The organism is Klebsiella sp. C349492 (assembly GCF_042055345.1).
Lineage (GTDB): Bacteria > Pseudomonadota > Gammaproteobacteria > Enterobacterales > Enterobacteriaceae > Klebsiella > Klebsiella scottii.
In genome coordinates this window covers 712,350-724,607 of the sequence record NZ_JANQCE010000002.1, presented here as the reverse complement: position 1 = coordinate 724,607, position 12,258 = coordinate 712,350, and the positions used below count along the sequence as shown (strand labels likewise).

Genomic DNA, 12,258 nt, shown 5'->3' with positions numbered 1-12,258 from the left:
TCGCGCGAGGCTGACCGGGGCTTCTGTTTCACTCCCGGCTGCGCCGGGGCGGCAGACGGTTAGCCGTCGATGCCTTTGCTGCGCAGATAATCTTCGTAATTACCGCTAAAGTCGACGACGCGCTCCGGCGTAATTTCAATCACCCGGGTGGCCAGCGAGCTGACGAACTCGCGGTCGTGGGAGACGAAAATCAGGGTGCCCTGATACATCTCCAGCGCCATGTTGAGCGATTCGATAGATTCCATATCCAGGTGGTTGGTCGGTTCGTCCATCACCAGAATGTTTGGTTTTTGCATCATCAGCTTGCCGAACAGCATGCGGCCTTTTTCGCCACCGGACAGCACTTTTGCCGGCTTTTTGATATCGTCCTGGCTGAACAGCAGACGGCCGAGGAAGCTGCGCACAACCTGCTCATCGTCACCATCCTGCTTCCACTGGCTCATCCAGTCGAACACGCTCAGATCGTTATCGAAGTCTTCGGCGTGATCCTGCGCGTAGTAGCCAATCTGCGCATTCTCAGACCATTTAACGGTACCGTTATCCGGCGTCAGTTCACCAACCAGGGTTTTCAGCATGGTGGTTTTACCCACGCCGTTGGCACCCAGAATGGCAATCTTCTCGCCCACTTCCAGCAGCAGATTGAATTTTTTAAACAGCGGGCCGTTATCAAAACCTTTCGCCAGCTCTTCAACAGCCAGCGCGTTACGGAACAGCTTCTTGTCCTGCTCGAAGCGAATGAACGGGTTCTGACGGCTGGAGGCCTTCACTTCGTCGAGCTTGATTTTATCAATCTGACGCGCGCGTGAGGTCGCCTGACGTGATTTAGAGGCGTTGGCGCTAAAGCGGCTGACGAAGGATTGCAGGTCGGCAATCTGCGCTTTTTTCTTGGCGTTATCAGACAGCAGACGCTCGCGAGCCTGGGTGGCCGCGGTCATGTATTCGTCGTAGTTACCGGCGTAGACGCGCAGTTCACCGTAGTCGAGATCCGCCATGTGGGTACACACCATGTTAAGGAAATGACGGTCGTGCGAAATGATGATCATGGTGCTGTCACGTTCGTTGAGCGTCTGCTCCAGCCAGCGAATGGTATCGATGTCGAGGTTGTTCGTCGGTTCGTCGAGCAGCAGGATATCCGGGTTGGAGAACAGCGCCTGGGCTAACAGTACGCGCAGCTTCCAGCCGGGAGCGACTTCGCTCATCGGGCCGTAATGCTGTTCAACCGGGATGCCGACGCCGAGCAGCAGCTCGCCGGCGCGGGCTTCGGCGGAGTAGCCGTCCATCTCGCCGTAGGTCACTTCCAGATCCGCCACCTTATAGCCGTCGGCTTCGCTCATTTCCGCCAGAGAATAGATGCGATCGCGCTCCTGCTTCACTTCCCACAGCTCGCCGTGGCCCATGATGACCGTATCCAGCACGGTGAACTCTTCGAACGCAAACTGATCCTGACGCAGCTTACCGATACGCTCGTTCGGATCGAGGGAGACGTTGCCCAGCGTTGGCTCCAGGTCGTTGCCGAGGATCTTCATAAAGGTAGATTTACCGCTACCGTTGGCGCCAATCAGGCCGTAACGGTTGCCGCCGCCAAATTTGACGGAAATGTTTTCGAACAGCGGCTTACTGCCAAACTGCATGGTGACGTTGCTGGATACTAGCACGGGGTTATCCTGAAAAAAGAGAATGAGAAGTGTGACACATCGGACATTATGCCAGCAAAACCATCTCTTTTCACGGTCTGCGGTGAATTCCCTTACCGCCGGCGCAGCGAATGGCGCCTTTTGACCTCAGCCGGCGGCGTCCGGCAGGCTGCGGCTGCGGCCGGCGGCGCCAGGTATGCCGTGCGATCGCCCCTCCGACGACGCAGCCTGAGCAGCCGAAGGACGACAGTTGAAACAACCGGCAAAAAAGTGTGATTTCGTACACATCTCATTTCCCTGTTGGCGGGAATGCACATATAATGCGCTCCCATCTACTCCCTGAAAAATCAAACAAAGGCCTGTGTGGCTTTAACATCGCACACGACATGATGAATATGAAATTATCGACACTCCTTGCGGCAGCCTTCGCCATCGTGGGCTTTTGCAATACCGCATCCGCGGTAACCTATCCCCTGCCGACTGACGGTAGCCGACTGATTGGCCAGAACCAGGTTGTTACGGTTCCGGACGACAACAAACAGCCGCTGGAATATTTCGCCGCCAAATATCAGATGGGTCTGTCCAACATGCTGGAAGCGAACCCGGGCGTGGATACCTATCTGCCGAAAGGCGGCACCGTGCTGAATATCCCGCAGCAGCTGATTCTGCCGGACACCGTGCATGAAGGTATCGTCATCAACAGCGCGGAAATGCGTCTTTACTACTACCCGAAAGGCACTAACACCGTGATCGTGCTGCCGATTGGTATCGGCCAGCTCGGCAAAGATACGCCGATCAACTGGGTGACCAAGGTTGAGCGCAAGAAAGCCGGCCCGACCTGGACGCCGACGGCGAAAATGCACGCCGAATACATCGCAGCCGGTAACCCGCTGCCGGCCGTGGTGCCGGCCGGCCCTGATAACCCGATGGGCCTGTACGCGCTGTATATCGGTCGTCTGTACGCGATCCACGGTACCAACGCCAACTTCGGTATCGGCCTGCGCGTAAGCCACGGCTGCGTCCGTCTGCGTAACGACGATATCAAATTCCTGTTTGAGAATGTGCCGGTCGGCACCCGCGTCGAATTTATCGATGAGCCGGTGAAAGCCACCAGCGAGCCGGACGGCAGCCGTTACGTTGAAGTCCATAACCCGCTGTCGACCACTGAAGCCCAGTTCCAGGGCGGTGAAATCGTCCCGATTACGCTGAACAAATCCGTACAGGCCGTTACCGGCCAGTCCGACGTCGATCAGAGCGTGGTTGAGCAGGCGGTGCAGAACCGTTCCGGTATGCCGGTTCGTCTGAACTGATCCTGAGCGCCATGCACAAAAAAGGGCGAGGTGAAAACCTCGCCCTTTTCTTTTCGCCTGACGTCAGCCGTTGTTAACGATAACGATGCCGCCGTGATCGTAGCGGTAGTGACAGTGGGCGTACTCCAGCGGCGTACCGTCCTCCAGGTAGATAACCTGCTCAACTTCCAGCACCGGATCGCCGGCTTCGCATACCAGGTGCTGCTGTTCGAGCTCGCCGGGCTTAATGGCGCGCACCACGCGGTACGACCCCATTATCTTCAGCCCGAGCGTTTCGACATACTGGAATACGGAGCTTTCGAGGTGGCTTTTATTCAGGCCAGGGACCAGATTCACCGGCATCACCGTGGCGTCCAGCGACATCGGCTCGTCATTGAGCAGCCGCAGGCGCACGAAGTCATAAACCGGCGAATCGGCATTAATCAGCAGCGAAGTCTGCTCCTTTTCGCTGGGAAAGCGCAGCTCGAAGCGCACCACCTTGCTGCTGACCGCCCCCAGATGGGCCCAGGTTTTGGTGGCGCCAAAATAGTCGCTTCCCGGAAGATCCCACTGCGAAAGCTGGAGAAAGTTTTTACGTACGAAGGTGCCCTGCCCTTTGCGGGTATAAATCAATCCTTCAACGATCAGCTGGCGCATCGCCTGCTGGATGGTCATCCTGCTGGTGTTAAACTCCGCCGCCAGCGCAAACTGGTCGGGTAATGGCATGCTGGCGGGGTACTGCTGGCTGATAATCCGCTTTTTAATTTCCCGCGCGATCAAAAGATACTTCGCCGCCATCGCCCTTCCTTATTATTCATTTATCCCATTGTTTTTTAACGCCACTCTCTCAGATATTTTGAGGAATGGCAGGTAGAAGAATACACCAAAGGTGATGATTATCAACTGCACCACCACCGCCCGCCAGTCCCCCGCCGTCGCCAGCCAGGCGCTGAGCACCGGCGGCGTGGTCCACGGGATCATCACCACGCAGCGCGACATAAGCCCGAGCGTGGTGCACAGCCAGGCGAAAAAGATGCCGATGGCGGGCAGCAGCACAAACGGGATCATCAGCGGCACGTTGAAAACGATCGGCAGGCCGAAAATCACCGGTTCGTTGATATTGAACAGCCCCGGGGTAATAGCCAGGCGCGCCACCTGCTTCGAGGCCTGCTGACGCGAGAAGAGAAAGATGGCGATCAGCAGAGAGATGGTGCTGCCGGTACCGCCCACCATGCCGAAGGTCGGCACGAAAATATTGTTAATAATATGCGGAATCGGCTGGCCGCTGGCGTAGGCCAGCATATTCTCATTGGTATTAATCAGCAGGAACGGCTCCAGCACCACGCTGTTCACGACCGACTGGTGTATACCCAGCGTAAACAGGAAGTTGCCGAAGCTGTAGATAAAAATAGTCCCCGGCAGGCTGGTATTAATCAATCGCAGCGGCTGCTGGATAAGCGTGGTGATCAGATGGATAAGATCGGTGTGCAGCAGGTTATTCAGCAGGGCGGCCAGCGCCGCAAACATCGACAGCGTCAGGATAGCCGGGATGAGCGACGAAAACGATTGGCCCACCGCCGGCGGCACGTTCTCTCCAAGGTTGATGGTCAGGCGCTTAATTCCGGCGATGCGCATAAAGATTTCTGTCGCCACCAGGCCGATGAGCACGCCGGCGAAAATGCCGGTAGAGCCGATGTTGGCGAAGGTCAGTACCGACGTCAGGCTGACCGTCGTCTTCCCGCCAACCGGCACCAGATCCACCTGCATCGGCATCATAATAATAAAGCTGCAAATAGCGATGACGACGGTCGAAACCGGGTTAGCGAAGTTTTTGTTACGCGCCAGCGACCACGCGATCATCGGCGCAATCAGCAGCGCGGCGATATTCAACGTCCCGTTGATAATAGCATCGCCCCATACCTTAAAGCGCACCAGCGTGTCGCCCTCCAGTATCCAGGGAAACACCACGTTGTTCACCAGTACCGCCAGCCCTGCCAGAATGAAAATCGGCATCACCCCGGCAAACGCATCGCGCAGCGAACGCAGGTGTACCTGGTTGGCGATACGCGCGGAAAACTCAACAAAGCGATCGGTCAAAGACTGCATACTGGACGTTGTATTATCAGACATTTTGCAGAATCCTCTTCATCACTTACCCGTATTCCCCGCCAGGCTTCAGGTTGCAGGCAGCGCGCCCGCGGCCTGAAATCTGACGGCGATAACCCGGTGCGGCCCGCGCGAACTACATCTCTTCACCGTTGCTGTGGATCGCTCGTTTCAGCCATGCATAGCTTTTCTTCGGCACGCGGTTAAGGTCTTTAAGATCGTGGTTTTCGCGGTTGACGTACACCACCCCGTAGCGTTTACGCATATCGCCCTGCGAGCTGAGAATATCGATCAGCCCCCAGCCGAGATAGCCGATCACCTTCGCGCCGTCCTCAAAAATCGCCTCTTTCATGGCGTTGATATGGTCGCGGTGATAGGCGATACGATAATCGTCGGCAATCATGTTTTCGCCATCCCAGGACTCAATCACCCCGATACCGTTTTCAATCGGGAATACCGGCAGGCGCCAGTCGTTGTAGTAGCGGGTGATGATGGTGCGAAAGCCGAGCGGATCGATTTGCCAGTTCCATTCCGTAGACTTCAGGTACGGGTTGTCCTTATCGCCGAACTGCATGTAGTAGTTCACCTCGGTGCCTTCCGGGATCGGATCGCTGCTGAGCGTGCGGCTGGCATAGTAGCTAAAGGCCATATAGTCATTTTTATTCTGCGCAATCAGGGCTAAATCCTCTGCGCGATAGATATCCTCGAAGCCTTCACGGGCGACCACGGCCATCACCTCGGGGCTGTAGCCCTGGCCGGCATAGACGCGCAGCAGGTTCTGGTTGAGAAACTCATCATGCTGCTGAGCGCAGAAAATATCGCGCGGCTGGCAGGTCGCCGGGTAGATAAGCTGATGCGCCAGCATCCCCCCCATCAGCCTGCCGGGCTGGGTTTCATGCAGGTAAGCGGTCAGATGGACGTGCGCCATCATGGTGTAATGCTGGATCTCGTACAGCTCGCGGAGCGTTTCATCGCCATGCATATAGCCCGCAATGCGGAACGCAATCGGCATGTGGAAAATATTCTGCTCATTGAAGGTCAGCCAGTACTTCACCTTGTCGCCGTAGCAGTCGATCATTTTCTTGCCGTAGCGCACAAACGCCTCCATCACGCGGCGATCGATAAAGCCGTTATACTCATTCGCCAGCGCCAGCGGCATGTCAAAATGGTACAGGCAAATCATCGGCTCAATGCCGCGGGCAATCAGAGCGTCGATAAAGCGGTGATAGAAGGCGATACCTTCTTCGTTGAACTCGCCATCGCCGGTCGGGCAAATGCGGCTCCACGAAATCTGGAAGCGGTAGCAGTTCATCCCTAGATCCTGCATTAAATCAAAGTCTTCCTCATAGCGATGGTAGGAGTCGGTCGCCACCTTCCAGTCAGAGGCAAACTCTGAGGGCTCGCGAATGTCGTATACCGACATCCCCTTTCCGCCTTCATTCCACGCACCTTCCGTCTGCATGCTGGAAACCGAGTTGCCCCATAAAAAATCCTTTGCCAGTGTCTTCATCATTCACTCCGCTACTATGACTAGTCATTAAAAATTCATGACTAGTCATATAGAATGAAATGATAAATCACGCAAAGGAGTTGTGTCGTTTTTGTGAGCGATTTCGAAAAGAGAGGATAGAAAGCGGCGGGACAGCGCCCGCCGTTGAGGATCGGACAGGATTAATCGTTAAGCTGATTGCGGCGATATTCGCCCTGGCGCTCGAGCATCCAGCCGGGATATTCGCGCGGCAGCGCGCTCACCGCATCAAGCCGCCTGAGATCCTCTTCGCCGAGCTGGATCTGGGTTGCGGCAATATTATCCGCCAGCTGCTCCGCGCGTTTGGCGCCGATAATCACGCTGGTCACCGCCTGCTGATGGAGCAGCCACGCGAGCGCGACCTGCGCGACCGTCGCGCCTTTAGCGTCGGCCACCTCGCGCATCGCGTCCACGCAATCAAACGCGCGATCCTTATTCACCGGCGGGAAATCAAATTCCAGCCGACGGCCGCCCGCTTCCCCCTGACCGTCGCGGGTGTATTTGCCGCTCAGCAATCCGCCCGCCAGCGGGCTCCAGACCATCAGCCCCAGCCCTTCGCTCTGCATCATCGGCACCAGCTCACGCTCCAGGTCGCGCCCGGCGATGGTGTAGTAAGCCTGCAAAGAGGCAAAGCGGGCCAGCCCAAGGCGTTCGGCGATCCCCAGCGCCTTGACGATTTGCCAGGCCGCCCAGTTCGAAATGCCGATATAGCGGACGTGCCCCTGGCGAACCAGGGTATCCAGGGCGTAGAGGGTCTCTTCCACGGGCGTTGCCGGATCGAAGCCGTGCAGCTGGTAGAGATCGATATGATCGAGCTGCAGGCGTCGCAGGCTCTCTTTGACGCTGCTGAGAATGTGGTAGCGGGAGCTGCCGCGGGAGTTAACGCCGGCGGTGCCGGTTTCACCAAACACTTTGGTGGCAACCACTACGTTTTCGCGCGGGATCTTGAGATTTTTTAGCGCCTGGCCGGTTATCTCTTCCGAACGCCCTTCCGAATAGACGTTAGCGGTGTCGATAAAGTTGATGCCGGCATCCAGGGCGCTGCCCACCAGCTGCTCGGCTTCCGCCTGGCGCAGCTGGCCAATTTTTCCCCACATCCCCTCTTCGCCGCCAAAGGTCATGGTGCCCAGGCACAGTTCAGAGACAAACAGACCGGTATTTCCGAGTTTTTTATAACGCATCGGACTCTCCTCATCAGGATAATTAACGTCAGCGCTATAGTTATACCCCCCGCAGCACGAGCGCGAATGGGGGGATCCTGTCCGTTTCTTGCCCAATCCTCTAAATATCAGAACCCGTAGCGCAGCATGGCGTAACCCAGCAGCGCCGCCCACAGCAGCATCGGCAGAGAGTAAAGATGAAAGCGCCACCAGATCCGCCGATCCGCCGCCATGCGCAGGGCAATCAGGTTGGCCAGCGAGCCGGGAAGCAGGCCAAAGCCGCCGACGTTAACCGCCCAGGCCAGCAGCGTTGACGGGGGGACGTAGTTGAGCAGCAGAATGGTTGCCGGGACGTTGCTGATGAACTGCGACAGGCCGATCGCCGTCAGCCACAGGCCGCCGGGGGAGAGCTGGCCGACGCCGCTCAGCAGCTGATGCAGCGCCGGCAGCTGGATCAGCAGGTGAACATCAATAAACATCACCATAAAGACCAGCAGCAAAGACCAGTCAACGTTGATAATCACCGCGCGCGCCAGCAGCAAGAAGCCGATGACGATCAGCGCGAGCCCCCAAAGCTCCTGCTTCATCTCTAACGCCGTGAGGAAAATCAGATAAAACGCCAGGCAGCTCCAGACCAGCTTCGGCCGCCAGGAGGGCGCCCGTTCGCCGCTTTGATAAGTGAGGCGTACGGCGGAAAAACAGCACCAGCACAGCGCCAGCAACGTTATCATCATCGCCGCCGCCAGCGGCAGCATCTGGCCAATAAACGCCGGGAAACTGAGGCCTGAACGCCCCCAAAGCAGAATATTTTGCGGATTGCCGATCGGCGTCAGCAGCGAGCCGGCGTTGACCGCCAGCGCTTCGAAAATGATCAGCCGGTTAACCGGAATGGCGCACCATTTTTTTAACGTCAGGGTTAACGGAACGACGATAAAAAGCGCCACATCGTTGGTTAAGAAGGTGGAAAGCAGCGCCGCGGCCAGCACCATAAAGATGGCCAGCTGCCGTTCGGTCACAAACCGCCGCGCCATTTTGCGGCCCAGCACGTCAAAATAGCCGCTCAGTTCGACCCCTTTGGTCAGCAGCATCAGCCCGCTTAGGGTAATAATCGTCTGCCAGTCGATAGCCTGAGGCCAGCTGGCAGGGGCAAAGGGCACAAAAATGCTTAATACGCCGGCAATAATCAGCAGTAAATGCAAAAAGCGGTCACCCGCCAGCGACTGAACAAGGGGCAGGTTCATTTTCCCTGCTGCCCGTATTTGAGCGTAAACTGGCTAAAGGCCTCCAGCGTCTCCTGGCTCACGTGATGCTCCATCCCTTCGGCATCGCGACGGGCTATCTCCGGGCTGACGCCGATAACCAGCAGGAAGTTTTCCACAATCTGATGACGTTCGCGGCTCTCGTGCGCCAGCTTCTCGCCTTCCGGCGTTAAAAAGACGCCGCGCCACGGGATCTGCTCAATCAATCCGACGCTGGCCAGGCGCTTGAGCATTTTAGCGACCGTCGGCTGCGAGACGCCCAGGCGCGCGGCCATATCGACCTGCCGCGCTTCACCCACCTCGCGGATCAGGTCGGAAATCAGCTCAACGTAGTCGTCAATCAGCTCGCGACGATGCGCCTCACGCACCTGACGAAATCCCTCAACGTGCTCTTCAACATTCACTAGCTGCGTCACTTTTTTTGTTATTTGTTTGCCTGCGCGACGGTTCATTGTGCTTCCTCAAATACGTGTGACGCAGCAAGCGTCATCTCAAAGAGGGCCATTGTAAATGATTGGGCCCGTAGCACAAAAAATTAACTTTTTAGCCATAGCTATAAAATATAGCCTGTGCTATATCTGTATGTAATGCAAACATCCTTCAAGGAGTGAAGGGCGAAATCACAGGAGGTTACGATGAACGAACTCAAGAGGTGCTTACAGGTGTTTACCCACTCCCCATTTAAAGTACGCTTAATGCTACTCGGCATGCTGTGCGATCTGCTTAACGGCAAAAAAGAGCAGGACAAACCGGGCAACTAACGCGGCGTCGCGGTACGCCGCTTCATTTTTCGGTCATAATTCCTCGTCATACTGGCCCGTTTGCCCTCCTTTCCCGGACTTTTTTCAAGTTTTGTAAGCTTTCTCCCAAAACAATCTGTTATGGCTAGTTGACCTTAGCATTTGCAAGCCCTATCTTTTGTCAGCCCTGCCACTACTGCGGCTCGCAGAGACCCTCTTCCGGCACTGTCCAGCAGGTTTTACCCCTTGATGCCAGGGGATGCACATGGCGTCTTTTTGATTGTTAACTATGAATCTCACCCTGAAAGAAACGCTGGTCGCTCGTGGACTGGTCCTGAACCCGTGGACCGGATTCTACTTTTTACAGTCCCTGCTGATTAACCTGGCCCTTGGCTATGATTTTAGCCTGCTCTATGCCGTTGCCTTTACATGCGTGCTACATCTGCTGTGGCGCAGCTTCCCGCGCGCGCAGAAAGTGGTGGTCGGCGGCTACTCGCTGCTTGCCGCGCTCTATTATCCGTTTGGTCAGGCATACGGCGCGCCCAATTTCAATACCCTGCTGGCGCTGCACGCCACCAACGTTGAAGAATCCACCGAAATTTTGACCATCTTCCCGTGGTACAGCTATCTGCTGGCGGTGTTTATTTTCGCGCTGGGCGTGATTGCCGTGCGTCGCAAGCCGGAAGAACCGAGGCGCTGGAGCAAAATGGAGAGCCTGGGCCTGCTGTTCAGCATCGGCATTTTCTTCCTGCAGCCGGTGCAGAATCTGGCGTGGGGCGGCGTCTTCAAAGTGATTGATACCGGCTATCCGGCCCTGCGCTTCGTCAAAGACGTGGTGGTCAATAACAATGAGGTGCTGGATGAGCAGGCGCGCATGGCGCAGCTGGCGAATATGAAAGATAGCTGGCACGTCGTGGCGGTGAAGCCCAAATATCATCTTTACGTGGTGGTTATTGGTGAAAGCGCGCGCCGCGACGCGCTCGGCGCCTTCGGCGGCCACTGGGACAACACCCCTTTCGCCAGTTCGGTGAACGGCTATCTGTTCAATGACTACATTGCGGCCAGCGGTTCAACGCAAAAGTCGCTGGGCCTGACGCTTAACCGGGTGGTCGACGGCAAGCCGCAGTACCAGGACAACTTCGTCACGCTGGCCAACCGTGCGGGCTTCCAGACCTGGTGGTTCTCGAATCAGGGGCAAATCGGCGAGTACGATACGGCGATTGCCAGTATTGCCAAACGCGCCGACGAAGTGCAGTTCCTCAAAAACGGCGATTTTGAGGCCAATAAAAATACCCAGGATGAGCAGTTGCTGAAGCTAACCGAGCAGGTCCTTTCGACCCAGCGGACTCAGCCGCAGCTGATCGTCCTGCATTTGATGGGCTCGCACCCGCAGGCCTGTGACCGCACCAAAGGAAAATATACCGTCTTTGTGCAATCAAAAGAGACCTCCTGCTATCTCTACAGCATGACGCAAACCGATGCGCTGCTGGGCAAACTCTATAGCCAGCTGCAGAACTCCGGCGATAGCTTCTCGATGACCTATTTCTCCGATCACGGCCTCGCCTTTAAAGAGCGCGGCAAAGCGGTTCAGTATCTGGCGCACGACGATAAGTTCCAGCAAAACTTCCAGGTACCGTTCATGGTGCTGTCCAGCGATGATAAAGCGCACAAGGTTATCAAAGCGCGCCGCTCGGCCAACGATTTCCTCAGCTTCTTCTCACAGTGGACCGGGATCAGCGCCGAGGAAATAAAGCCGCGCTATCGCTTTATCTCTGAGCAAAAGGCCGGGCCGGTTTTCATCACCAACTTCCAGCTGCAGAAAGTGGACTATACCCATCTGGGCAGCGACCTGTTCACCACCCAGTAGGCCACCTCATTCGCCATCGGGAAGCTGATGGCGACGGGTTTTGCCGAATGACAGGCAAAAAAAATCCGCCCCTGTGAGGCGGATTTTTTATATCACCGAAGTGATTAGAAGCGGTAACCAACGCCCGCGATCCAGGTACCAACGTCAACGTTACGAATGCGAGACTGCTCGTAAGAGAAGTCCAGAGCAACGTTTTCGATCGGGTTGAACTGCAGACCAGCGCCGTAGGAGAAACCGTAGTCGCTCATGTCAGCTTTGTTCGGGTAGCTGTTGTCCTGGAATTTACCGTAGCCAACGCCCACGACGCCGTAGATGCTTGCCCAGTCGTTGAGACGGTAAGCCGGACCAGCGGTGATGCCGTAGTACTGGCCTTTTTCGTATACGCCAGATTCGGTACGATCTTTTTCAGTGTAAGTGAAGGAACCGATAACACCCAGCGGGCTATTGTCTTGCTCGTAACGGTACTTCAGGTTGAAACCGCCTGCTTTATTCGCTTCGCCCTGCATGTCGCTCTGAGCATAACCACCGGTAACGGTAGAAGTTGCAGCGAAAGCGGTACCTACGGATGCAGCCAGTACAACAGCTAGTGCTGAAAAACGTGCAATTTTATTCATAACCACCTCAAATGTGTTTCTAATAAGTCCTAAGTCTTAAATATATCAAAAACTTTCGGGA

The 12,258-nt window shown here is 56.1% G+C and carries 11 protein-coding genes; 3 read left to right on the top strand and 8 right to left on the bottom strand.

The window, feature by feature from the left end; all coding sequences use genetic code 11:
• Nucleotides 1-59 precede the first annotated feature (59 nt).
• Nucleotides 60-1,655 carry an ABC-F family ATPase gene (locus NWP14_RS11090; RefSeq protein WP_045854579.1) on the bottom strand — a complete coding sequence of 532 codons (1,596 nt, stop codon included), beginning with the start codon at nucleotides 1,653-1,655 and terminating at the stop codon, nucleotides 60-62.
• 368 nt (nucleotides 1,656-2,023) lie between these two features.
• Here NWP14_RS11090 and ldtB point away from each other — a divergent pair, with 368 nt between their 5' ends.
• Nucleotides 2,024-2,944, top strand: a complete 921-nt coding sequence (ldtB, locus tag NWP14_RS11085; protein WP_045855429.1) for a L,D-transpeptidase — start codon at nucleotides 2,024-2,026, stop codon at nucleotides 2,942-2,944.
• A 63-nt stretch (nucleotides 2,945-3,007) separates the two neighbouring features.
• On the opposite strand, the gene NWP14_RS11080 is transcribed toward ldtB, so the two are convergent.
• The 6 genes from NWP14_RS11080 to mntR all read right to left on the bottom strand — a co-directional run bounded on the left by NWP14_RS11080 (nucleotide 3,008) and on the right by mntR (nucleotide 9,428).
• On the bottom strand, nucleotides 3,008-3,721 hold the full coding sequence (locus tag NWP14_RS11080; RefSeq protein ID WP_076945013.1) for a GntR family transcriptional regulator: 714 nt from the start codon (nucleotides 3,719-3,721) through the stop codon (nucleotides 3,008-3,010).
• A 12-nt stretch (nucleotides 3,722-3,733) separates the two neighbouring features.
• Entirely contained in the window at nucleotides 3,734-5,053 is a 1,320-nt protein-coding gene (locus NWP14_RS11075) for a PTS transporter subunit EIIC (protein ID WP_331835715.1), read from the bottom strand.
• Nucleotides 5,054-5,165: 112 nt separating this feature from the next.
• On the bottom strand, nucleotides 5,166-6,542 hold the full coding sequence (locus NWP14_RS11070; RefSeq protein WP_095095409.1) for a glycoside hydrolase family 1 protein: 1,377 nt from the start codon (nucleotides 6,540-6,542) through the stop codon (nucleotides 5,166-5,168).
• 158 nt (nucleotides 6,543-6,700) lie between these two features.
• Complete coding sequence (locus tag NWP14_RS11065; protein WP_375215317.1) at nucleotides 6,701-7,738, bottom strand: aldo/keto reductase; 1,038 nt, start codon at nucleotides 7,736-7,738, stop codon at nucleotides 6,701-6,703.
• Between the two features lie 107 nt (nucleotides 7,739-7,845).
• A complete protein-coding gene (locus tag NWP14_RS11060) occupies nucleotides 7,846-8,958 on the bottom strand; it encodes an anion transporter (protein WP_095095403.1) in 1,113 nt (370 codons plus the stop codon).
• Entirely contained in the window at nucleotides 8,955-9,428 is a 474-nt protein-coding gene (gene mntR / locus NWP14_RS11055) for a manganese-binding transcriptional regulator MntR (protein ID WP_095095400.1), read from the bottom strand. Before mntR ends, NWP14_RS11060 begins: the two co-directional genes overlap by 4 nt.
• A gap of 183 nt (nucleotides 9,429-9,611) precedes the next feature.
• Here mntR and mntS point away from each other — a divergent pair, with 183 nt between their 5' ends.
• Nucleotides 9,612-9,737, top strand: coding sequence for a manganase accumulation protein MntS (gene mntS, locus NWP14_RS11050; protein ID WP_095095397.1), 126 nt, complete (start codon nucleotides 9,612-9,614; stop codon nucleotides 9,735-9,737).
• Nucleotides 9,738-10,005: 268 nt separating this feature from the next.
• Nucleotides 10,006-11,583 carry a phosphoethanolamine transferase gene (locus tag NWP14_RS11045; RefSeq protein ID WP_095095394.1) on the top strand — a complete coding sequence of 526 codons (1,578 nt, stop codon included), beginning with the start codon at nucleotides 10,006-10,008 and terminating at the stop codon, nucleotides 11,581-11,583.
• A 104-nt stretch (nucleotides 11,584-11,687) separates the two neighbouring features.
• Here NWP14_RS11045 and ompX read toward each other — a convergent pair whose 3' ends face one another.
• Nucleotides 11,688-12,197: an outer membrane protein OmpX gene (gene ompX, locus NWP14_RS11040; protein WP_045854570.1), complete on the bottom strand. Its 510-nt coding sequence runs from the start codon at nucleotides 12,195-12,197 to the stop codon at nucleotides 11,688-11,690.
• Nucleotides 12,198-12,258: the final 61 nt, after the last annotated feature.

Bases quoted from the DNA above. Each gene is read 5' to 3' on its own strand.
- NWP14_RS11060 (WP_095095403.1), bottom strand. From the start codon at position 8,958: ATGAACCTGCCCCTTGTTCAGTCGCTGGCGGGTGACCGCTTTTTGCAT.
- ompX (WP_045854570.1), bottom strand. From the start codon at position 12,197: ATGAATAAAATTGCACGTTTTTCAGCACTAGCTGTTGTACTGGCTGCA.
- NWP14_RS11065 (WP_375215317.1), bottom strand. From the start codon at position 7,738: ATGCGTTATAAAAAACTCGGAAATACCGGTCTGTTTGTCTCTGAACTG.
- mntR (WP_095095400.1), bottom strand. From the start codon at position 9,428: ATGAACCGTCGCGCAGGCAAACAAATAACAAAAAAAGTGACGCAGCTA.
- NWP14_RS11080 (WP_076945013.1), bottom strand. From the start codon at position 3,721: ATGGCGGCGAAGTATCTTTTGATCGCGCGGGAAATTAAAAAGCGGATT.
- mntS (WP_095095397.1), top strand. From the start codon at position 9,612: ATGAACGAACTCAAGAGGTGCTTACAGGTGTTTACCCACTCCCCATTT.
- NWP14_RS11075 (WP_331835715.1), bottom strand. From the start codon at position 5,053: ATGTCTGATAATACAACGTCCAGTATGCAGTCTTTGACCGATCGCTTT.
- ldtB (WP_045855429.1), top strand. From the start codon at position 2,024: ATGAATATGAAATTATCGACACTCCTTGCGGCAGCCTTCGCCATCGTG.
- NWP14_RS11045 (WP_095095394.1), top strand. From the start codon at position 10,006: ATGAATCTCACCCTGAAAGAAACGCTGGTCGCTCGTGGACTGGTCCTG.
- NWP14_RS11070 (WP_095095409.1), bottom strand. From the start codon at position 6,542: ATGATGAAGACACTGGCAAAGGATTTTTTATGGGGCAACTCGGTTTCC.